Here is a 22470-nt window from a genome sequence, read left to right on the forward strand (position 1 = left end):
GATAATCCATCAGGTATCTGTGTGCTTATATGTCCGATATTATAAATCATCTGTCTTCACGAAAATACAGCAATACCTTATCTACTAACCTGCTTGCAACATAAGTGCCAGCGTCTTGTAATCCTTATCAAATGCAGGATCCGCCACTCTCAGCTCATTCACTTTGTCACAGGCATGCATCACCGTTGTGTGGTCGCGGCCACCGAACGACTGACCAATTTCAGGAAAACTATCTCCAGTTAGTTCTCTAGATAACGCCATGGCTATTTGACGTGGTCTTGCAATACTGCGCGTGCGTTTGCGACCCATGATGTCCTTTACCGTCACATCATAATACTCAGCGACTACCTTACGGATGTTGTCCATGTTCACCGCTTGAACACGCATAGCCACAATATCTTTTAGCGCATATTGCACCATTTCCAGCGTAATCTGAGCACCAGTCAGATTGGCATTAGCAAAAACCTGATTAAGAGCACCTTCTAAGCGTCTGACATTAGAGACGACATTTTGGGCAATGAATAGGGCACATTCTTTAGGTAAGGTCATGCCATACGAAGCTGCTTTTTTCTGCAAAATTTGAACTCGAGTATCAATCTCCGGTGGATCGACGGCGACCGTTAATCCCCAAGAAAAACGTGACCTAAAACGTTCGTCAAATTCTGTCATTTGTGACGGGTGACGATCAGACGCTAAAATTAGCTGTTTATCACCACTGGTAAAATCAGCGAATAATGTCAAAAACTCATTACTACTTTTGGTTTTTCCTGCTAATACGTGAATATCATCGACAATTAATAAATCCACTTTTTTAATTTTCTTTTTAAAATCTTCTATTTTATTATTTCTTAAAGAATAAACTAATTGATTGATAAATTTTTCAGAAGTGAAATAATAAAAACTTTGATTATTTTTTAAATAGCGATGTGCTACAGAATGCATTAAATGCGTTTTTCCCAAACCAGAAGGTCCGTATATAAATAAAGGATTATGCCGATTTTTTGATTGGCGTTTACTAAGCTCATAGCACGCCTTGTAGGCTAGATTATTAGACTTACCAGTGACAAATGTCTCAAAAGTAAAATCTGGATTTAGATAGCTCAGCGATTTTGCATCGGCAGAGTCAGAGAACTCTGCATGACGCATGTTGGCATCGATATCGGCTTTGGCATTGTTGTGATGAATGGTTTCAAATTTGTCATCTGCGAGGGTAGGGGAGGGGTTATCTTCAGCAAACAAAGACCCTGACTGCGATTGACTACTGTCTTCTCTATCACGGTCGGCGTTATCAACACGTACAACGACTTCCTCGATACTTCCTTGACTGTGCTTAGCAACCAGCTGCTGAATATCTTGTAAATGGTTTTTCTTAATGTAAGTGACAAAATAATCATTAGGAGCAAGTATGATCAACGTTTGCGCTTCTTGATATGCTGATAATGGTCTTAACCACATCGTGAATACGTTGTCTTTCACGTTATACCGTAAGTCGTTTAGACATTTGTCCCAAATATTTGCTGTGTCTATCATGAAAAGTATTAACCCTATAATTTAAACAATAGATGCATTTTAACGGTCTAAGCTATCACTTAACCCCGAACGCTACCCATAAGTAATCACTCAAAAAGTTCACTTAATAAACTATATAAAATCGTTTATCCAATAGGACGCTAATCTACCATAATCAGCCTGTGGATAACACCTTGTTTTTTGTGGATAAGCTTGTGGATAGTTTTGGGGATAAGTACAGATGCTAAGTTATCCATATTTAACCCACAGCTTATCCACAGGCTTACCCATAGCGTAGTATTTTGATAAATAAAGAAAAATAAGAGTTAACCACAGAAAAAACGACTCCCAATAACAACAATACTTATATATATTAATTAAATTATTATTATAGAGCTCGAGGTAAACTGTGGATAACTTCTAGAATTGAATAAAATAACAAGCGTTGTCTATGAGTAAATAATTAGATACTTCATCAGTAATCAGTAATCAGTAATCAGTAATCAGTAATCAGTAATCAGTAATCAGTAATCAGTAATCATCAAACGATAAGTCTCATTCAACACAAAAAGCCAGATGAATATCTAAGTGAAATTACTTTATTGACCAATACCTTATGGAATGATATAATCCTCCGTTATTACGAATTTAGTCCATTATTTTGATAGGTGAGTTATGAAACGTACATTCCAACCAAGCGTGATCAAGCGTAAACGTACTCACGGTTTCCGTGCTCGTATGGCAACTAAAAAAGGCCGTCAGGTCTTAGCTCGTCGCCGCGCTAAAGGACGTCATCGTCTTACTGTATAATCAGTAAATTACGATACGTATGGCCTGTAACGCTTATCGTGTTCTTGTCATCTATCGATAGTGATAGTCAATCACCACACTGAACACTGATACGTAGCCATATATTAAAAGCGCCCACACAGGCGCTTTTTTTGTCTCTATCTTTTGCTATTATTCGTAAACTTGCCACTCGCTCTTACACTAGGTTGTGTTATGTCCAATACTGTTTCAGCTACACCTACCGCTCGTTTCACTAAAGAGCAGCGTTTGCTCACCCCAGCAGCTTTCCGTGAGGTGTTTGATGCGCCAGAGCGCAAGCTTCATCAGAGCCATCTGATGGCCTTTGTACGCGCTAATACCGAAGAAAAACCACGAGTGGGCATGGCCATCACCAAGCGTAAAGTACCTACCGCTGTTGCTCGTAATCTTATTAAACGTCAAATACGTGAACAATTTCGTACTAAAGCATTTAATATAGAAAACAAAGATATTGTTTTTATCGTAAAAAAATCAATAAAAGATATAGATAAAAAAGAATTAAAAAATCAAATAAATAATATTTTTAAAAAAATAGAAAAAAAATAAAATGAAAATTTTATTGAATAAGATTAAAAGTATAATTTTTAGATTAATTTTTAATTTTATTGTTTTTTATCAAAAGATAATAAGCCCTATATTACCTGCACGTTGTCGCTACTATCCAACGTGCTCAAATTATGGCAAACAGGCATTGGTATGGCATGGAGTTTGGGCGGGCAGTTGGTTGCTATTAAAACGTATCAGTAGGTGTCACCCATTAGGTGGGCACGGTATTGATTTTGTTCCTCTACCTTTAGCTTCCTATAAGTATCACTACCTCCCCCATACTATTTTTTCACCTGTAAGTCATCATGGATTAGGCGTCTATAGAGACCACAACAGTTATGTTTGTCGTCTCAATCACTTAATGAAGGCGCAGTCATAGCAAGGCATGGTTTATTTTAGTATTGTGATTAATAAGTTACCCACAAGTTATCCACACTCTTGGTATCATTTAAAGCAGATTTTTAGTAAAATGATGCACATTTTGTGTAAATGACTGCCAATGCTGTTGTCACATACCAAGACAAGCGGGCGGGTGGTCATGACACATGCCCTAATTTTTCATTCCCTAATTTTTTAATCTAGGAAAGGTTTATGCAAAAGATATTTCGGGTGATGATCATCATTGCGATGTTAATCACCGCTTATCTGCTGATTTTGGCATGGCGAGATGATTATGCCGATGCGCCAGCTGTAGATGCGGTGCCAGAAACGACTGCTTCAGTAGGTGCTGACATTCCTTCTACTACTGGGGCAGCAGGTGATATTCCGGCACAGACGCAACCTGTCGGTAACGACGTTGTAACGGCTACTCCTGCTTCTGCTCAAGATACAGGTTTGATCACGGTAACCACCGATCGCTATGATATAAAAATCAGTCCAGAAGGCGGTGATATTGTTTATGCTGCTCTCAAACAGTATGACGCAACGCTCAATAGCGAAAAGCCTTTCGTATTGCTAGAAAATAATAGTAATCGTGTGTATGTGGCTCAGTCTGGTCTTATTGGTCCAAACGGTATCGATACAGCAGATGGCCGCGCTGTTTATAGCCATACGGCAAATAATTATGTAATGGAAGAAGGGCAGCAAACCCTGTCTGTACCCCTGACTTACAAAAAAGACGGCGTGACAGTCACTAAAACTTTTACTTTCACTGCCAACAAATACCCGATCGATATCAGCTATAAGATCCAAAACGCTTCTACAAACGCGTGGCAAGGTCAAATGTTTGCGCAGCTAAAGCGTGATGATAGTAAAGATCCTGGTATGTCTGATAAAGGTGCGCTAAGCATGGCGACCTATTTGGGCGGTGCTTGGGGTACGCCTGACGATCCTTACAATAAATTAAAATTTGGTAAGTTTAGCGATGGTGAATTGAACACGACCAGTGATAAAGGTTGGGTTGGGATCGTGCAGCATTATTTCGTTTCTGCATGGACACCTGAAAATTTCACAGGTAAGTTCTTCAGTCGTGAAACAGGAAATGATTACTTTATTGGCTTTAATAGTCAGCCAGTAAATGTAGCACCAAACAAGCAAATCACGTTGAATGCTACGTTATATGCTGGTCCAAAAGTACAGTCTGAGCTCAAAGACGTCGCTGTTGGTCTTAATAAAACGGTTGATTACGGTCTACTTTGGCCAATATCAAAAGTCTTGTTTGCTATCTTGGAAGGTGTTCATAAAGTTGTTGGTAACTGGGGTTGGTCAATCATCATACTGACCATTTTGGTTAAAATTGCTTTGATGTGGTTCTCTAATAAGAGCTACTACTCAATGGCAAAAATGCGCGCTATCGCACCGAGACTGAAGACGCTAAAAGAAGAGCATGGCGACGATCGCATGAAGATGTCTCAAGAAATGATGGCTATCTACAAAGAAGAGAAAGTCAATCCGATGGCAGGTTGTTTGCCAATCTTGATGCAAATGCCGATTTTCTTAGCGTTATATTGGGTACTGGTTGAAAGTGTTGAGTTACGTCATGCCCCTTGGATTCTATGGATTCAAGATTTGTCAGCGATGGATCCATGGTTTATCCTACCATTACTGATGGGTGCGTCGATGTTTGTACAGCAACAGCTGAATCCACAGCCCGCGGATCCAATGCAAGCAAAAGTGATGAAGTTCTTACCGATTATCTTCACCGCTTTCATGCTATTCTTCCCAGCTGGTTTGGTACTGTACTGGACAGTGAACAACTTATTCAGCATGACTCAGCAATACATCGTCAATAAAAAAGTTGAAGAAGAGCAAAAACGTCGTACGGTTAAGGTGCTCGATTAACTGACAAGCTCGCAAAAATATGAAAACAAGAACCACCGCTATCGCGGTGGTTTTTTTATAGGTGATGAATTTTTATCCACAGCTTATCAACATGCACGCGAAAACATCAACGATTAGACGAGCTTTCAAAGTTTGCTTTGTCAGTCTGCGTCCAGCCGTCTATAATGGGGTTTTTAGCTACTGAGAGTGATTGTGGATTCCTTAGAGAGGGCGTTAACCGTACCCCATTCGTCTGAAAAATCTGATTCATCTGGAGCGACCACGATTGCTGCCATTGCAACGCCGCTTGGTCGTGGTGGGGTCGGTGTTATTCGTTTATCAGGCGCCCATGCCTATGAGATAGCTTGTACCCTCACAGGTAAATCTGCTTTCACGCCGCGTATGGCCAGTTTTTGCCGCTTTTATCAGGCTGATGGCATCGTCATTGATGAAGGGTTGGTGTTGTATTTTAAAGGCCCGCATTCATTCACTGGCGAGGATGTGATTGAGCTACAGGGTCATGGTGGCATGATCCTACAGAACCAGTTGCTCGCACGTGTATTTGAGCTGGGTGCAAAACAAGCGAGTGCGGGTGAGTTTTCTTATCGCGCTTTTGATAATGATAAGTTGGATTTGGTACAGGCAGAAGCCATCGCTGATGCGATCGATGCAACCAGTGCAGCTGCGGCTAGTAGTGCCATTCGCTCTCTAAGTGGTGAGTTCTCTCAAAAGATCAATCAATTATTAGAGCAGCTGATTCATCTGCGTTTGCATGTGGAAGCGGCGATTGATTTTCCAGATGAAGAAGATGTAGATTTTTTGTCTGATGGTGTTATACAAGATAAGCTTGAGCAAACACAGGCGAAGATTCAACAAGTATTAGCGACTGCCAAACAAGGTCAGCTATTACGTGATGGTATTCATGTGGTACTAGCAGGCAGACCAAATGCAGGTAAATCAAGCCTGCTGAATCGACTGGCAGGGCAAGAGAGAGCAATTGTGACCGATGTGGCTGGTACCACTCGTGACACGCTACAAGAGACGGTTGTGCTCAATGGCTTGACATTGCATTTAACCGATACTGCCGGTCTGCGCGAAACAGAGGATACGGTTGAGCGCATTGGTATTGAGCGTGCGCGTACAGCGATTACTCAAGCTGATATGCTGCTAATGGTCTATGATGTGACCCGTGATCTGGAAGAAGAGAGTACACCACTACAGCTTGCCGAGCAGTTGTTTGGAGCGCTACCAGAGGCAAAACGTTTATTGATTATTGCCAATAAAAGCGACTTACTCAGTGACAGCCATGCCGAAAAAACCGCTATTGCTTCAAAGAAAGAAATAGAAAATCAAGGATATGAGCAAGTCAATGTTTCATGTGAAACAGGTTTTGGTATTGATACATTAATTGAGGCGCTATGTACCAAGGTAGGGTTTCATCCGCCAGAGAACAGCTTGATTGCTCGCACGCGCCATATAGATGCATTACGCAGGACGGCAGATTACCTGACAGAAGCACACGAGCAGCTCACAGTGTTTATGGCAGGAGAACTGGTTGCTGAAAGCTTACGTCAAGCACAGCAAAGTCTGGGTGAGATCACGGGTGAATTTAGCGCGGATGATTTACTGGGTAAGATATTTGGTAGCTTTTGTATTGGTAAATAATCCACGAACATGCCGCTTGGGTAAGCTGATAAGTAATGATTGCCCAATAAGTGGCGGCACTTGCTTTTAATAGAATAAGGAAGATGGAATGCACTGTCCGTATTGTAATGCGTCAGACACGAAGGTTATCGACTCGCGCCTTGCTGCGGAAGGTGCGCAAGTTCGCCGCCGCCGCTCTTGCAACAGTTGCCAAGAGCGCTTTACCACTTTTGAGATGGTAGAGGTAGTGATGCCAAGAATCATCAAGTCAAGTAGCAAAATTGAGCCTTACGACAATGAAAAATTGCGACGCTCTATTTTATTGCCTTTACAAAAACGTCCAATTACCATTGATGAGCAAGAGGCAATGATTAGCCGTGTTGAAAAGCGTGTCAGGCAGATGGGTGAGCGTGAGATTAGCAGTAAAGTCTTGGGCGAGATCATCATGAGTGAGCTCAAAGCATTGGATGATGTAGCCTATGTACGCTTTGCCAGCGTGTATCGTGATTTTCAAGATATTGACGCTTTCCATCAAGAGATTGCCAATATTCGCCCAAATGAAAAAGACTAAAAAATGGGTGAGTGTAGTTAATTCTAAATAAAAAAGGTCCAACAATGATAATGGCTCGCCAACAATATATGTTCGTCGCCTCTGTCTGCGAAGGCATAACAAGCAAGAACATATGATGTTGGTAGCAGTGTATTTATTTTATATTGGATTGACTATATCGTCTTGTGATTGGGCTATTTTTTGATGAAAAATATCTTTCTGTTGTAGACACGCTTGAGCCCATGATTTTGTTAAAGCACTATTTTCTCAATAATACTTACTCAATCTTTTAAGCCACCTTTATGCCAACTCAAAACCACGCGCTAGATGCTCAAGACCGTTACTTTATGATGCTTGCCATTGAGCAAGCCAAACACGGTTTGTATACCACCAGACCCAATCCAGCCGTTGGCTGTGTCATCGTTCAGGCAGAAAAAATCGTGGGCCAAGGGTTTCATCCCAAAGCGGGTGAGCCGCATGCAGAAGTATTTGCAATCAAAGATGCGGGTGCCCAAACCATCGGAGCAACTGCATACGTAACATTGGAACCTTGTAGTCATACAGGACGCACCCCACCTTGCGCAATTGCCCTTATTAAAGCAGGCATAAAACGTGTCGTGATTGCAGGTCTTGATCCTAACCCACAGGTCGCAGGTCGCGGTGTAGCTATATTGCAGCAGGCAGGAATCGAGGTCAAGGTGGGCGTCCTGACAGCACCAGCAGAAGCGCTCAATCGTGGGTTTTTAAAAGCTATGCGCACTCAGATGCCTTATGTGCGCCTAAAAATGGCGACCAGTCTGGATGGTCGTACGGCAATGGCTTCAGGTGAATCAAAATGGATTACCTCAGCAGCTGCTCGCGAAGATGTGCAAACATTACGTGCACGCAGCGGCGCTATCATCACTGGCAGTGAAACCATCATTGCTGATGATCCTCAGCTCAATGTACGCTCTACGCAGTTGGGCGTTTCATCAGAACAAGTACCAACGCCGAGAGTCGTTGTGCTGGATAGACGCCAACGTTTAAGCCATGATCCACATTCTGAGTATCAGCTATGCCGTCGTGCGGAGACGCTTTATTGGCGCGCAGATGATCTGACTGCTTTACTAAAAAACTTGGTGAGTGAGCATCACTGTTATGATGTCTTGGTAGAAGCGGGTGCTGGTATTGCGGGCAGTTTTTTAAGTCAGCAATTGGTTGATGAGTTAGTCGTTTATCAAGCACCTTGTGTCTTGGGCAATACAGCAAGAGCCATGGTCGAGTTCAATCCATTGAGCTTGGCGCAGCAATTACGGTTTGAGATAGAGAGTCATGAAAAGATAGGGCACGATCTTAAGTTGACCTTATTGCCCTTATAGGTTGAGATATGGATCTAAACTTATCGCTTTTATGATACTTATCCACAATCCATATACATTGTGAGCTAAATGTGGATAAGTCATAATAGAGACAATAGGTTTCACATGGAACTGTGTATAACTTTGTTTCACATGAAACTTGTATAAAGTATTTTCCATAGAATAATTATAAAAATAATAATAAAATCAATATTTTAGTTTTAATTCTATTGTGCCTTCTAACTATTTAGAAATATGACCAATTTGTGGATAACTTTTAGATAAGATAGGTTTATAGTGGTTTAAAGGCTGGTTTTTTTACTTATCCACAACTTATCCCCTAATACGCTTGAAAAACGCTATGTTTCCCTAAAGATAGAAGTACACTATTTATTATCAGCGATGGGAAAAAGTCACAATATAATCAATATATAGTGTCTATCGCGACGATATCACCACAAGATGAGGTTTGTATGTTTACCGGAATTATAGAGAGTGTTGGAAAAGTAAAATCTATGCAACCCACGGGTGGCGACATACGTTTGACAATAGAGTCAGACGAATTAGATTTTAGCGATGTGAAACTGGGAGATTCTATCGCCTCAAATGGTATTTGTCTCACTGTCGTCGATTTTGGTAGTAATCATTACTCTGTTGACGTTTCACGTGAAACTATTGCGCGTACTGCGTTAGAAACGTTAAAAGCAGGTCATACTGTCAATTTAGAAAAAGCGATGCTACCAACCACTCGCTTCGGTGGTCATATCGTTGCAGGTCATGTAGACGGCGTCGGCATCGTTAGTAAGCTACAACAAGATGCACGTTCTATCTATATCGAAATTGAGATACCGAAAGAGTTGGCGCATTACACCGCGACCAAAGGGTCTATCACCGTTGATGGTATCAGCTTAACGACTAATCTTGTACGCGACAATATCGTTTCTTTAAATATCATCCCGCACACGGCCCAAGTCACCAATATCGCCAAGCACTGGCTGGTTGGTAATAAGGTTAATATTGAGGTGGATATCGTCGCACGTTACTTAGAGCGTTTGTTGAGCAAGTCACAAACTGGTGGTATGAATGCACCAAGCCCACAAAGCCAAATTACAGAAGCCTTCTTAGCAGATAACGGCTTTATGAAATAAGCTTTATGGTATAGCGTCAATAAATCTCCATTGAGGGTGAATGACTTTTTGTGAGTCGCTAGTTGAAAGGGTATTCAGAGTGATTATGACGCTGTTATAAAAGCTTGTAAAACCGTCACTAGCGCTTTCTTATTAATGGGCTTGGTTAAAAACTCGTCCATACCTGCCTGTATACAAGCCTCGCGATCCTCCTGGGTGTTGTTTGCTGTTAGCGCAACGATAGGAATATCATCGCCTTGCGCACGGATCGCTTGAGTTGCTTGTAATCCATCCATGACTGGCATTCGACAGTCCATCAAAATCAGTAAAATCTCATGGCGTTGACTCTTTAGACAGTCGAGCGCTTGCTGACCATCTTCTGCAACGATACTACGATAACCCAGCTTACTTAGCATTTTGCAGGTTATTTTTTGGTTGGTTGGACTGTCTTCTACTACCAAAATCAGCGGAAGAGGTGTTTCATTGGGGAAGACGCTGATCGATTCGTTTGCCACGGGTGTTAGCGGACTGCTGTTTTCTTCATGCACTAGGGGTTGAACCAGTTTTTGCCTTGCTGTTGCGGTTAAACGCAGCATCTCAGACAGTAATAAAGTCATATCTAGTGGTTTGTTTAAGAATCCATCGTATTTTCCTAACAGCACAGAGGGAATACGGCGCTCAGGCTTTATGCTAAACAATATTTTTGGTAGTGATGGGTAGGTCAGTAAGGTGTTCAAAGCTTCTTGTCTGTTACGATTAATTGATGCTTTGTCTACCGTTTCTATAGGCTCTACTATGTCATGCTCTATATGGACAGTTTCTGGCTTTTGATGCTCTGTATTATGACCGCTTGTGGTATGTATCACGATAGGCGTGGTAATCGTCTCATAGTATTCATAGTCCAATAGCAATATCGGTACCAGTGTCGGGCGCATCTGCGCTAATTTTTCTGTGAGTGACTGGATATCAACCAAATCTATAGAGGTATAAATAGTAGTCGCCACGGACAAATATGTGCATAAGCGCTGTATTTTTGTAGCGACCAGTGGTTGATTGACGATGGCAATGAGGTGAATGTTCGTCAGCTGCGGATTATGGTGATAAATAGGTTGATAGCTTGGCCTACGACACGGCAGATATAGGTTAAAGATGCTGCCTTTACCTACTGTACTTTTTAATTCAATAAAACCACCCAGTAACTGAGCAAAGCTATTGGCATTGTTTAAACCAATGCCTGTCTTAACCATATTTTGCTCTATGTGCTCATGGGCTTGTTGGTCATTCTGGAAAAGGCTTGTCATCAACTTTTTCTGTTTGTCTGCCGATATGCCGATACCTGTATCTTCGATACTAAAACGAACCCAGTGAGATGATGGTTCTGCCAGTTTATTCTCATTGGAAGGCAATAAATGATCTTTGCCAATTTCCATAATCTGTGCTTTGGTCACGCGATCGATAATGAGGGAGACATGACCTGAGGTGGTAAATTTTATGGCATTTTTCAATAAGTTCAACAGTATCTGGCGTAACCGAATGTCATCAGTGTCAATACAACGTGGACAGTCGGGCATAAAGAAATAAATCAATTCTATGCCTTGCTGCCGTGCATTGCTGATGACTAGATTATTGATCTCTTGCCCAAGTTTGTAGATATCTATCGGCTCGATAGTAAGCCGCGTTTTTCTTACTTCCACCTCTTCTATACCGAAGGTGTTATTGAGCATGTTCAACATGCTTTGACTGGCGGTGATCAGTGATTTTAAGATTTCATGCCTTTCTGGGGTCAGGGTAGAGGGGTCAATTGGCTCAAGCAGATCAATCATCGCTTCTAGTGGTATACGTAGCTGATATCCTGTCAAAGAGCGCAACTTGTTTAACTCATCAAGCTTTTGTTGCAACTGCTGGTTTTGTAGCTGTAATTGTTCGGTTTGGTTGGCAAATTCATGGATATTACTCAGAAGTACCGTAAAACCATGAATCTGCTCATGTTCACCAAACCAAGGCGTGACGTGAAGCTGATAAGTTTGTTTATTCTGTAAGCCATAAACAATCAAGGTACGAGTCAATCGCAAGCTTGCTAACGTCTGTAATAATTGCTGAGTGGAGGCGTCCTTGCCCGCCACAAAATCTGTCAACTCATAACGCTTATCCTCTTGAGAGGACTCCATAAAAATTTGCTCAAAACGTTGGTTAAAAAAACTGATTTGACCATGACGCATGATCATGAGCATCGGTAAAGGCGCTTGTTCAACCAAACGATCAAGACGATGATTGAGGGTTTTGATACGGCGATAGTCATTGTGTAGCTGATAACTGACGCGGCTTAATGCATGACCTAGATACAAAAACTCAGGCGTAGAGTTTTTGTGCAAAAACGGCGGCGGGCTATAGGCTTCTTTTGCATGGCTACTTAAACTGTCGGTATAGCTCAGGAGTTGCTCCCAATTATTGCGACGACTGAGCATATAGATGATGGCGATAAGGAAAAACATAATCGCTGTCATCAATGGTAGCCAATAACGGTAAGATATCCAATCAATAGCAATCGGCTTATGGCGCAATATGATATAGATTTGGTGACCGCTTTTGAGTTTGATAGTGCCTGTTAGAGCGCGATTGCTCAGTGTATAGGCGCTATGACTGTTATCGTCAAAGGGAGAGAGGATAATGGGAAAGGTAACAGTGGCAAATGCAGGTTCATTAGAACGGACGTGCCGATGAATATACGTCTGCCCAGATGGCATCATAAAAATCAGCTGATAACTGATATCCTCAAACGCTGGCTGCTCTAAAAGCGTTTTAATCTCAGTATTTACTGGAATGGTATGACTTGTGATTTCGTGTTGCAAAGTATGAAAAATATCGACACTTTGTTCTTCATTGTGCTGCTTTACATCATAAAAAAGTGTGAAGTAATACAGTGCCAGCATCACTAGCACCGTCAGCCCATAAAATATAATTAAGCGTTGTAAGGACTGAAACTGTTGCATGAAAGCGTGGTCCTATGTCGACACAAGAAGGGACTATGAATAAGTAACAAGCTCAGCGTGATAGAGGATCTGCCGAATCCATTCAGATTTTTTATTATAAAGACAAACGGTATCATTAGTCACGCTCGATTGCTGCTATTACAATCATGGCACAACATTGCAAACTCCCCTATAATGGGGAACCACCCACATATACTGCCTGATTATGATTACAAGTGCTTCGACTACAACTGATTCAGTCTCTGATTCGTCTGCTTCTCTTACTACCAACCCTATTCAATCCAATCAGCGATTGAGAGTGGTATTCGCTGGCACGCCTGAATTCGCTGCGCTCAGTCTTGAGTCGCTTATCAGTCAGCAAGAAGCACTAAATATAGACATCGTTGCCGTCTACACCCAGCCTGATCGTAAAGCAGGACGTGGTCAAAAACTGTCCGCATCGGCAGTCAAGCAAGTTGCATTAAACCATGATATAGCGGTCGAGCAGCCAGCTACTTTCAAAAAATCTAGCGTGGAGGGCATGACGGCGCGTCAGATTTTGCGTACTTATCAGCCTGACGTCATGATTGTGGCAGCTTACGGTCTTATTTTGCCGATTGGCGTATTGACCACGCCTACTCATGGTTGCCTAAACATTCACGGCTCACTGTTGCCACGCTGGCGCGGGGCAGCGCCTATCCACCGTGCGCTACTGGCAGGAGATGACGAGACTGGCATCACCATTATGCAAATGGATAAGGGGCTAGATACAGGCGACATGCTTTATAAGGTCAGTTGTCCTATTGCGGCAGAAGACACCGCGTCGAGTCTACACGATAAGTTGGCAGCGCTTGGGGCGACCGCCATTACCACGGTATTAAAAGATTTGTCCCATTATCAGGCACAGGCAACGGTTCAAGATGACACGCAAGCCAATTATGCCGAAAAGCTTATCAAAACCGAAGGTGAGATTGATTGGACGCAGTCGGCTACTGTGATTGAACGACAAATTCGCGGATTGACGCCATGGCCTGGTGCTTATACTTTTCTGGCAGGACAACGTGTCAAAATACTAGCAAGCTTGCCAGTAAATGCGTCGCAGCCAACCGATGAGCCAGCTGGCACTGTCATTAGTGTGGGTCGCAAAGCCGTTTTAGTTGCTTGTGGCACACAAAGCCTTGATCAGAAAACGCTTGATAATACAGTCAATGACAGTCATCAGAATGGCAATATGCAAGATAGCAGTAAGCCCCTTGCCAGTACCTTAGCAATCACAAATTTACAGTTTGCAGGTGGGAAGCCGATGACAGCTGAACAAGTCTGTCATGGCAATCAGCTCAACGATGGCGACCAGTTCACAGCAGAATCAAAATAGCACACCCACATTTAACCTTACTTGCACAAGACGTTATCCATCCTACGTCAAGGAAATCCAATTTAATGAGAAACACCAGCAGCACGTCTAAGAATAATGCGCCCAGAAACAACAAGCTTAAGCCATCAAGTAACCTTATTATGAATGGCAGCGTGCGCGTGCGTGTGATTCGCACCTTGCTTGCTATCCAAAATGGTCAGTCGCTCTCAAGTGTGCTCGACCCATTATTAAACAGCCTGCACGACGGTGACAAAGGCTTTGCTCATGCATTATTATTGACGACGTTACGTCAGTGGCACGCGCTTGCACGTTTGCTGGATACCTTAGCAGACAACCCGATTGATGAGGTTGAAGTTCGCACGACGATCCAAGTGGGTTTGGTGCAATTGCTGTATTTAGAAGTCGCTGATCATGCTGCCATTCACGAAACCGTTGAAGCGGTCAAAGAGATTGAATTTGCTCATGCAAGTGGTCTGGTCAATGCTATTTTGCGTAAAGTCGCTAAAAACCCCAGCAAATTTCGTAAAAAATGCGATAAAAAACATAGCCTACCCAATTGGCTCGCTTATCAGCTTAAGCAAGACTGGAGTGAGCAGTATGATGAGCTGACTCAAGGCTTACGCCAAGCAGCACCGATGTTTTTACGAGTGAATACTGCTATTGGCTCAGTAGAAGATTATCAGCACACATTGGATGGGGCGGAGATTGACGCCGACTTGGTTGAGCTGACGAGCGGTATCCGTTTATCGAACGCATCAGCGACGACGCTATCAACCACAGGCCTAAGACTGCATCAGAGCACTGCCGTAAATGCACTGCCTCATTTTGCAGAAGGTGTTGCTAGTGTGCAAGACCTACATGCGCAGCTTGCTGCACCGATTATTAATACAGCATTGATGGATAAGCTTCGCGCCGAAAACTCTGATACTGACAGTGATGAAAAGAGCGATGAGTTACATATCTTAGATGCTTGTGCTGCGCCTGGTGGCAAGCTCGCTCACTGGTTAGAATTAATTAGCTCAAATGATTCTTCATTGTTTCACGTGAAACAAAACGATGAATCAGTTTCTATGGTTTCGAAAGTGAAGCTAACTGCGATTGATAATGAAGCGCCACGTATCGAGCGCATTCATACTAATTTACAACGCTTGAATTTAAGTCAGCATGACTTGCAGCAAGCTGAAAAAAATATTGAGCTTAACATTGTCTGTGCGGATGCAACCACATGGCAAGGGGCTGGTAAGAAAAAGAGCAAACTCGTATTTGACGCCATATTGCTAGATTCACCTTGTACGGCAACAGGTGTGATCCGTCGTCATCCTGATATCAGTATCTTGCGTACTGAGGAAGACATCGAGCAAACGGCATTGCTACAAGCCGATATCTTGCATAATCTATGGCCACAGCTTAAAGTTGGTGGTTATCTGTTGTATGTCACGTGCTCTATCTTAAAGCAAGAAAACGTCGAGCAAATGCAGGATTTTATGACTTACTATACTAATGTAGCAGCTGTTGAATTTAGCGACGATTGTAATTGGGGTATCGAACAAGCGATTGGCCGCCAATGCTTGCCGATTGATAGCGAAAGCGGCGATGGCTTTTATTATGCGTTGTTGCAAAAAACTTCTGAATGAGCCATTTTAACTATTGAATAACATTATTGTAGACAGGACAATCTAATGAAATATATCAGTACCCGTGGTCAGACAGCGCCGATGGATTTTAGTGATGTGCTTTTGATGGGCTTGGCTCCAGACGGTGGTTTGATGCTGCCTGAACATTATCCAACGATTGATAGCGCTGTACTTGATGAATGGCGCACGCTCAGTTATCCAAAGCTTGCCTTGGCAATCATGAAGCGTTTTGCGACTGATATTCCTGTTAACGATTTGCAAGACATCATTGAGCGTACTTATACGGCTGATGTGTTTGGCTCTGACGACATTGTTCCTGTCCGTAAGCTTGAAGACAATTTATATATCTTGGGTTTATCAAATGGCCCAACGCTGGCATTCAAAGATGTGGCTATGCAGTTTTTGGGCAATGCCTTTGAATATGTACTCAAAAGAAAAGACGCGCGTATTACCATTATTGGTGCGACCAGTGGCGATACGGGTAGTGCGGCGGAATATGCCTTACGTGGTAAAGACAATATCGAAGTCTTTATGCTATCGCCTCATGGCAAAATGAGCGAATTTCAACGCGCGCAGATGTATAGCTTGACCGATAGCAATATTCATAACATTGCTATCGATGGTATGTTTGATGATTGCCAAGATATCGTCAAGGCGCTGCAACAAGACGCCGAGTTCAAAGCCGCTTACAGTTTGGGAACCGTGAACTCCATTAACTGGGGACGCATATTGGCGCAAATCGTTTATTATTTCAAAGCGTATTTTGCAGTCACCACCAGTAACGATGAAAAAGTCAGTTTCAGCGTGCCATCTGGTAACTTTGGTAATATTTGTGCCGGTCACATCGCTCGTGAAATGGGCTTGCCAATCGAGCGTTTGATCGTGGCCACCAATGAAAACGATGTCTTAAATGATTTCTTTAATAAAGGTGCGTATCAACCACGTCCGACTGAAAAAACCTACGTCACCTCAAGCCCATCCATGGATATCTCCAAAGCCTCTAACTTTGAGCGTTTTGTCTATCTGTTGCTTGAAAAGGACAGTGCGCGTGTTCATGAGTTATTCGACGGTGTAAAATCAGGCAAGGGTTTTGACTTGTCAGATGTGATGGAAGCAGTGAATACGCGCTATGGATTTGCCGCTGGTAAATCGACTCACAGTGACCGCTTACAAACAATCAAGGCGCTTTATGAGCAGTATGGTGAACTGGTTGATCCACATACCGCTGATGGTATCAAAGTCGCCAAAGAGTTGCAGTTAGACGGCGAAGTGATTATTTGTGCAGAGACGGCATTACCTGTGAAGTTCGCGGATACGATTGTTGAAGCCATTGGTCAGACAGATATCGCGCGCCCTGCTCATACAGAAGGTCTAGAGAGTTTGCCACAGCACGTTGTGGTACTGGACAATAATGCTGAACTGGTCGCTGAGCAAATACGTCAGCATGTCATACCAACCTCAGCTTAATATACTGGGAATTTATAGCGACATCTTCTAAAAAACACCACACGAATAACGGTTTTAAGGTTACGCCATTGTAATAAATTGTTTATGATTGTGTTATGGTAGATATGATTGTAATATTAGAAACAGCGTTGGCGGGTCATTATTATGCCAGATGCTCTTTTAAGAATCATACCAGCCAAACAGTGGTATATATTGTGGATATAATAATGAAGATGAGCTTAAAAAAGATAGCAAAAGCACTGTTATTGACAACCTTTAGCAGTGCCATGCTAATGACCACGGCTTACGCAAATAACCCACCACCAACCATTAAAGCAGATGCGCCCAATCGCTATATCGTCAAAAAAGGCGACACCTTGTGGGACATCTCAGGACGCTATCTAGACAGTCCGTGGCGATGGAAAGAAATTTGGGCCACTAATAAACAAATCAAAAACCCAAATCTTATTTATCCTGATGACATTCTCATCTTGTGTGTGATTCAAGGCAAAACCCTCATCGGTGTGGACACTGGCGAAGGGTGCGCTGGGGTCGAAAAACAATTATTAGGCAATACAGTTGCCAGCACAGTCACCGTCACTTCTACTGCCAACAGTATTCCTCCTATCCCGCTATCTGCTATTCAACATTGGTTAGATAAAGCGATCATCGTCAATCCCCAAGATTTCAATACCACGCCTTATATATTGGCTTCTAAAAACCGTAATTTAATCACGGCAAGTGGTGATAAAGTGTATGCCAAAGGTGTGCCCCTTATCGTGGGTCAGCGCTATGGTATTTACCGCGAAGGTGAGCTATATGTGGAGCCCAAAACGCAAGAAGTGATTGGCTTAGAGGTTACACAAGTGGCGACAGGATTGGTTACCGCGACAGAAACCAATGGTGTCACAAGCCTACAGCTCACAGACAGTTATGGCAAAGAAGTACGTGAAGGGGACCGAGTATTTGTTGAGCTGAATAACTCTATTCCGCCAGTGTTTTATCCTGAGCCCGCGTCTGTAAGCCGTGGTGGACTCATTGTGCGAGTCATGGATTCTATCAGCTCAGCGGCGAAGGGTAGTGTGGTCGCCATCAATCTAGGTAGTGCGCAAGGCGCTAAACCTGGTGATGTGCTGACAGTCTATCAAAAAGGCCCATTGGTGCGTGATACTAAAGACAATGACATGCCTGTTCGTTTGCCAAATGAGCCAAGTGGTACGGTAATGATTTTTAATACCTTTGACCATATTAGCTATGCGTATGTATTAGATTCTGAGCTACCACTCAACGTGGGCGATCAGCTATTACCGCCGCCTTACTTATAACGATCTATCGCTGGTTTGATAAATAAACCAGCTAAGTCCGCCTGTACGAGATAACTGACTATGACGGCAGTCTCCTCTTTATTAACCGACGATCAGCGCGCCGTATTGGCGCTATGGTTTGAGGTAAACGCCTCTCTCTCCGCCTATCATAAGCTTATTACCTCTTTTGGTCATGCCAGGCTTGCTTGGCAGGCCAAAGTAGAGGCGTGGCGGCAGTTGGGTCTGCATCACACTCATCTTAAACGCCATGAGCAACCTGAACAAACTCGCACAAGTATTGATAATATTCAGCAAGCACTCACAGAAGGGCGTTATGGCCTTCTGTTTGCTGACCAACCTGATTATCCTGCCCAGCTTTTACAAATCTACGATCCACCGCCTTTGTTGTTTTATCGTGGTAATAGAATGCGCTTACAGCAAGCGCAGGTTGCCATTGTCGGCAGTCGAAAACCCACTGCTCATGCCCAAAAAACCACGTTTGATATGGCGCAGTATCTTGCGCAAGCTGGTTATGTTATCACCAGCGGCCTTGCACTGGGCGTGGATAAACGTGCGCATTCAGGAGCATTGGCACAGGCTGATTCCGACTATCAAGGTCGTACGATTGGGGTGATGGGAACGGGTATTGATGTGAATTACCCCAATCATCAAGACCAACTTTTTACTCAAATTATTGAGAAAGGCGGCTGTATCATCAGTGAGCTGCTACCGCATACTCAGCCGCATAAGCATACCTTTCCTCGTCGTAATCGCTTGGTTGCTGGTCTCAGTTTAGCGACCATTGTGACAGAAGCTGCTGTTCAAAGTGGCTCCCTAATTACGGCACGCCTGACGTCTGAACAAGGTAAGCAAGTCTTTGCTGTTCCCAGTCATATTGATAATAACAATGCTGAGGGCTGTCATCATTTGATACGGGAAGGCGCGACGTTAATTTATCATCCGCAACAAGTGATTGAGGATGTGAACAGTCAATTGGCTCACAGTCCTTATTTAGATACTTGTTCAGATACTTCAACCACTGATTCTAACGAGCCTGCAGCAGTCATTAACGACAATCTAGCAGATAGTCAAGAAAACCATCTGAGTCGCCGTTCTTCTTATTCTACGGGTAAAAATGCTAGCCAATTGTCGCCAGTGAGTATAAAGCCTCAGCGCACTGCTATCGTTATTCCTGAGCATTTGAGCGTGGTTTATGAGCAGCTTGATTGGCATGGACAAGACTTAGATGCCCTCATCGCTGCTACTAAGTTAACCGCACCAAGTCTGATAGGACAGTTGATGGAGCTTGAGCTATTGGGCGCAATCAATGTACAAGGTGGGCGTTATTCTCGTATTTAATATGATACATTTCTTTGTAATGAACCAATACTTCATAGCTGTTCGTTAACTATTTTTTACCGTGACGCACTGAGTCAGTGTGACTGCTATGCTATGATTCATATTGACTTCTTTAACATCATAAATGACTGGCACCATGAACCAAATTACTTCCATAACGACCTCTTCTGTTATTCAAGCGGCTGACTGTCTAAAGGCTGGACAACTGCTTGCATACCCCACTGAGAGCGTGTGGGGGATAGGTTGTGATCCTTATAATGAAGCAGCAGTTCAGCAAATTTTGGCAATAAAAAATCGACCTCAAGCCAAAGGTATGATTGTCATCACTGACAGCGTAGAGCGTTTAGCGCCTTTATTAGCGTCATTAAATGAGATGCAGCGCGCTCCAATTTTAGAGAGCTGGCAAACGGACAGCGAGCATACCGACTTACAATATCAGCAGGCGCATACTTGGTTACTCCCAATTCCAGAGGCATTGGCTAACCGTATTCCTGCATGGATAACAGGTCAGCATCCGACAGTGGCAGTTAGAGTCATTGCACATCCGATTATCCGAGGGCTTTGTCAGCAGATAGTCAGTCCGCACAATCCATTTGGATTAGTGGTTTCTACCAGTTGTAATCCATCTGGACAACCGCCCGCCACTACGTTTTCTGAAGCGTATCATTATTTTGGCGAACAAATCAGCTATTTGCAAGCCGATACCTTGGGCTATACGCTCCCAAGCCAAATACGGGATGCAATGACTGGATTAATTTTGCGCTAAAAATACTATGAGTACTTAAAAATCTTTTTATTTATTTCAGTATTGACAGAAATAAAAGAATGGCGCAAGATGGTTCTATGAACAGCTTAAGCAGTCGATCAATACTGTATCCATAATGAAATGAGTATCCATCATGAAACTAAACCCCGTTACTGAAAAATTTATTTTGCACTGGGGTGAGATGGGCTCGCAATGGGGCGTCAACCGTACCATGTCGCAGATTCACGCCTTGTTATATATCATTGGCAAGCCGTTAAATGCAGAAGAGATTACCGAAACGCTTGGGGTTGCACGCTCCAATGTCTCAAATAGCATTAAAGAGTTGCAGCATTGGGGCTTGGTACAGAAAGTTTCAATATTAGGCGATCGCCGTGATCATTTTAGTACCAATACCGATGTTTGGGAGCTGGCACGTATTATCGTAATTGAGCGCCAAAAGCGCGAACTTGATCCCACCGTACAATTCTTACAAGAGTTGATGGACAGTCCCGAGTTTGAACATGAGAATAGCGAAGTAAAAACCCGTATCCGTGAAACGCAGGAATTCGTGGAAACGGTGACCACTTGGTCTTCTGAGATGCTTAAATTGCCGACCAGCGCGCTCAAAAAAATACTAAAACTGGGTGCCAGTATCAAGAAGGTTTTGCGCTAGTAATCATATTGCACTGTTAAAAATAAAAAATTTAGATGTATATTTCTGTTTTGACAGAAATTAATGAAAATATCTGTTAGCTCTTTTATTAACCACAAACAATGGGTGGGGACAATGAAAGCGAATAATGTATATAAACATGAGGCTAGACAATCAGTGATCAAGCAGTCGCTTGGCTCAGTAGAATGGCAAGACTTGCGCCAGCTCACTCGGTGCCAAATTGTCTACAATACTATTTTACCTTATCCGTTTTTATTGCTGTCATGGTGGTTTGCCAGTCAATCATGGTATGTACTGGCGTGCGGTGCTTCTTATTTGTTTTTTGCGGCCGCCTTCCGTCAAGCTCATGACGGCTACCATCATGGCTTAGGCACAGGTAAGCGTGTGACCACCGTGCTATTATTGCTATTAAGCGTATTGCTCTTGACGAGTTTGCATAGCATTCGCGCCACTCATATGGAACATCATCGCGACCCGCTAGGCGATAGTGATATGGAAGGCAGTCTGGCAAAGCTTTCATGGTGGCAAGCTATGTTAGATGGAGTGACCTATCGACTGGATATTTATCGCCAAGGGTTACGTCTAAGCAGCCAGCGTAATCAGCGTATCATTTGGTTGGAGTTTGGTCTGATTGCTTTGGTCATTATGGTTACCTTAACTTTGATGGGCTTAACGCTTTTCAATGTCTCTGCTATCACCCTGTCAGCACAAGTATTGATGTATCACCTATTCATCATGATGTTGGCAAACGCTAGTGTCGGTATCATCGCTGTGTGGGGCGTGCATCATGATTGTGATGAGACGATTGCCCGTACAGAGCGTAACCCAGTGGTCAATTTACTGACTTTCAATCTGCTGTACCACGTAGAGCATCATCTATTTCCTGCCGTACCCTCAAATCATCCACCAGAACTGGCAAAACGTTTAGATAGGGCCGCGCCGCATTTGACTAAGCAGCATGTATTGCCAAATAAAGCGGTAGTTATAAGTTTTATAGACAATCGATGGAAAAACATAAAGAAGGTGAGACGCAATAGGAAGGATGAAAATGAGTGTCCAATCCATAAATATTTTGCGTAAATGAATTTAGTGAATTATTTGAATACAAACCTTGTCTTTAGTCTTGTAAGAATATTGCCTTACCAAAGTCATGTAAAAGCCATTT

The 22470-nt window shown here is 43.0% G+C and carries 18 protein-coding genes; 16 read left to right on the forward strand and 2 right to left on the reverse strand.

All coding sequences use genetic code 11. From position 1 onward, the window contains the following. Window positions 1–84: 84 nt before the first annotated feature. Entirely contained in the window at window positions 85–1530 is a 1446-nt protein-coding gene (gene dnaA, locus CIK80_RS07375; protein ID WP_095569426.1) for a chromosomal replication initiator protein DnaA, read from the reverse strand. A gap of 654 nt (window positions 1531–2184) precedes the next feature. Between dnaA and rpmH the strand changes: the two genes are divergently transcribed. The 8 genes from rpmH (at window position 2185) to CIK80_RS07415 (ending at window position 9821) form a co-directional block, all read left to right on the forward strand. Next, entirely contained in the window at window positions 2185–2319 is a 135-nt protein-coding gene (gene rpmH, locus CIK80_RS07380; protein ID WP_007394757.1) for a 50S ribosomal protein L34, read from the forward strand. A 192-nt stretch (window positions 2320–2511) separates the two neighbouring features. Continuing rightward, complete coding sequence (gene rnpA / locus CIK80_RS07385) at window positions 2512–2883, forward strand: ribonuclease P protein component (RefSeq protein ID WP_095569427.1); 372 nt, start codon at window positions 2512–2514, stop codon at window positions 2881–2883. 1 nt (window position 2884) lies between these two features. Beyond that, window positions 2885–3262 (forward strand): membrane protein insertion efficiency factor YidD, encoded by a 378-nt coding sequence (gene yidD / locus CIK80_RS07390; protein ID WP_095569428.1) that lies wholly within the window; start codon window positions 2885–2887, stop codon window positions 3260–3262. A gap of 212 nt (window positions 3263–3474) precedes the next feature. Then, complete coding sequence (gene yidC, locus CIK80_RS07395) at window positions 3475–5163, forward strand: membrane protein insertase YidC (RefSeq protein WP_095569429.1); 1689 nt, start codon at window positions 3475–3477, stop codon at window positions 5161–5163. Window positions 5164–5427: 264 nt separating this feature from the next. Beyond that, window positions 5428–6807 carry a tRNA uridine-5-carboxymethylaminomethyl(34) synthesis GTPase MnmE gene (gene mnmE / locus CIK80_RS07400; RefSeq protein WP_095569563.1) on the forward strand — a complete coding sequence of 460 codons (1380 nt, stop codon included), beginning with the start codon at window positions 5428–5430 and terminating at the stop codon, window positions 6805–6807. 88 nt (window positions 6808–6895) lie between these two features. Beyond that, window positions 6896–7357, forward strand: coding sequence for a transcriptional regulator NrdR (gene nrdR, locus CIK80_RS07405; protein ID WP_062845766.1), 462 nt, complete (start codon window positions 6896–6898; stop codon window positions 7355–7357). Window positions 7358–7638: 281 nt separating this feature from the next. After that, a complete protein-coding gene (gene ribD, locus CIK80_RS07410; RefSeq protein ID WP_095569430.1) occupies window positions 7639–8694 on the forward strand; it encodes a bifunctional diaminohydroxyphosphoribosylaminopyrimidine deaminase/5-amino-6-(5-phosphoribosylamino)uracil reductase RibD in 1056 nt (351 codons plus the stop codon). Window positions 8695–9146: 452 nt separating this feature from the next. Further along, window positions 9147–9821 (forward strand): riboflavin synthase, encoded by a 675-nt coding sequence (locus CIK80_RS07415; RefSeq protein ID WP_095569431.1) that lies wholly within the window; start codon window positions 9147–9149, stop codon window positions 9819–9821. 83 nt (window positions 9822–9904) lie between these two features. Here the strand turns inward: CIK80_RS07415 and CIK80_RS07420 are convergent, their stop codons facing one another. Further along, window positions 9905–12790 carry a response regulator gene (locus CIK80_RS07420; protein WP_095569432.1) on the reverse strand — a complete coding sequence of 962 codons (2886 nt, stop codon included), beginning with the start codon at window positions 12788–12790 and terminating at the stop codon, window positions 9905–9907. 205 nt (window positions 12791–12995) lie between these two features. Between CIK80_RS07420 and fmt the strand changes: the two genes are divergently transcribed. The 8 genes from fmt to CIK80_RS07460 all read left to right on the forward strand — a co-directional run bounded on the left by fmt (window position 12996) and on the right by CIK80_RS07460 (window position 22385). Continuing rightward, the gene (gene fmt / locus CIK80_RS07425; protein ID WP_095569433.1) at window positions 12996–14144 is read left to right on the forward strand and encodes a methionyl-tRNA formyltransferase; all 1149 of its coding nucleotides are present in this window, start codon (window positions 12996–12998) and stop codon (window positions 14142–14144) included. Between the two features lie 65 nt (window positions 14145–14209). Beyond that, window positions 14210–15778 (forward strand): transcription antitermination factor NusB, encoded by a 1569-nt coding sequence (locus CIK80_RS07430; protein WP_095569434.1) that lies wholly within the window; start codon window positions 14210–14212, stop codon window positions 15776–15778. A 45-nt stretch (window positions 15779–15823) separates the two neighbouring features. Next, entirely contained in the window at window positions 15824–17245 is a 1422-nt protein-coding gene (thrC, locus tag CIK80_RS07435) for a threonine synthase (RefSeq protein ID WP_095569435.1), read from the forward strand. Between the two features lie 206 nt (window positions 17246–17451). Then, the gene (locus CIK80_RS07440; protein ID WP_062846034.1) at window positions 17452–18549 is read left to right on the forward strand and encodes a LysM peptidoglycan-binding domain-containing protein; all 1098 of its coding nucleotides are present in this window, start codon (window positions 17452–17454) and stop codon (window positions 18547–18549) included. Between the two features lie 60 nt (window positions 18550–18609). Beyond that, window positions 18610–19887 (forward strand): DNA-processing protein DprA, encoded by a 1278-nt coding sequence (dprA, locus tag CIK80_RS07445; protein WP_095569436.1) that lies wholly within the window; start codon window positions 18610–18612, stop codon window positions 19885–19887. Between the two features lie 136 nt (window positions 19888–20023). After that, window positions 20024–20653 (forward strand): Sua5/YciO/YrdC/YwlC family protein, encoded by a 630-nt coding sequence (locus tag CIK80_RS07450; RefSeq protein WP_095569437.1) that lies wholly within the window; start codon window positions 20024–20026, stop codon window positions 20651–20653. Window positions 20654–20786: 133 nt separating this feature from the next. After that, window positions 20787–21305: a MarR family transcriptional regulator gene (locus tag CIK80_RS07455; RefSeq protein WP_095569438.1), complete on the forward strand. Its 519-nt coding sequence runs from the start codon at window positions 20787–20789 to the stop codon at window positions 21303–21305. Window positions 21306–21419: 114 nt separating this feature from the next. Further along, window positions 21420–22385: a fatty acid desaturase gene (locus CIK80_RS07460; protein WP_095569439.1), complete on the forward strand. Its 966-nt coding sequence runs from the start codon at window positions 21420–21422 to the stop codon at window positions 22383–22385. Window positions 22386–22470 lie beyond the last annotated feature (85 nt).

It is taken from the genome of Psychrobacter sp. JB193 (assembly GCF_002285555.1).
Taxonomy (GTDB): domain Bacteria; phylum Pseudomonadota; class Gammaproteobacteria; order Pseudomonadales; family Moraxellaceae; genus Psychrobacter; species Psychrobacter alimentarius.

Bases quoted from the DNA above. Each gene is read 5' to 3' on its own strand.
- dnaA (WP_095569426.1), bottom strand. From the start codon at position 1,530: ATGATAGACACAGCAAATATTTGGGACAAATGTCTAAACGACTTACGG.
- rpmH (WP_007394757.1), top strand. From the start codon at position 2,185: ATGAAACGTACATTCCAACCAAGCGTGATCAAGCGTAAACGTACTCAC.
- rnpA (WP_095569427.1), top strand. From the start codon at position 2,512: ATGTCCAATACTGTTTCAGCTACACCTACCGCTCGTTTCACTAAAGAG.
- yidD (WP_095569428.1), top strand. From the start codon at position 2,885: ATGAAAATTTTATTGAATAAGATTAAAAGTATAATTTTTAGATTAATT.
- yidC (WP_095569429.1), top strand. From the start codon at position 3,475: ATGCAAAAGATATTTCGGGTGATGATCATCATTGCGATGTTAATCACC.
- nrdR (WP_062845766.1), top strand. From the start codon at position 6,896: ATGCACTGTCCGTATTGTAATGCGTCAGACACGAAGGTTATCGACTCG.
- ribD (WP_095569430.1), top strand. From the start codon at position 7,639: ATGCCAACTCAAAACCACGCGCTAGATGCTCAAGACCGTTACTTTATG.
- CIK80_RS07415 (WP_095569431.1), top strand. From the start codon at position 9,147: ATGTTTACCGGAATTATAGAGAGTGTTGGAAAAGTAAAATCTATGCAA.
- CIK80_RS07420 (WP_095569432.1), bottom strand. From the start codon at position 12,790: ATGCAACAGTTTCAGTCCTTACAACGCTTAATTATATTTTATGGGCTG.
- fmt (WP_095569433.1), top strand. From the start codon at position 12,996: ATGATTACAAGTGCTTCGACTACAACTGATTCAGTCTCTGATTCGTCT.
- CIK80_RS07430 (WP_095569434.1), top strand. From the start codon at position 14,210: ATGAGAAACACCAGCAGCACGTCTAAGAATAATGCGCCCAGAAACAAC.
- thrC (WP_095569435.1), top strand. From the start codon at position 15,824: ATGAAATATATCAGTACCCGTGGTCAGACAGCGCCGATGGATTTTAGT.
- CIK80_RS07440 (WP_062846034.1), top strand. From the start codon at position 17,452: ATGAAGATGAGCTTAAAAAAGATAGCAAAAGCACTGTTATTGACAACC.
- dprA (WP_095569436.1), top strand. From the start codon at position 18,610: ATGACGGCAGTCTCCTCTTTATTAACCGACGATCAGCGCGCCGTATTG.
- CIK80_RS07450 (WP_095569437.1), top strand. From the start codon at position 20,024: ATGAACCAAATTACTTCCATAACGACCTCTTCTGTTATTCAAGCGGCT.
- CIK80_RS07455 (WP_095569438.1), top strand. From the start codon at position 20,787: ATGAAACTAAACCCCGTTACTGAAAAATTTATTTTGCACTGGGGTGAG.
- CIK80_RS07460 (WP_095569439.1), top strand. From the start codon at position 21,420: ATGAAAGCGAATAATGTATATAAACATGAGGCTAGACAATCAGTGATC.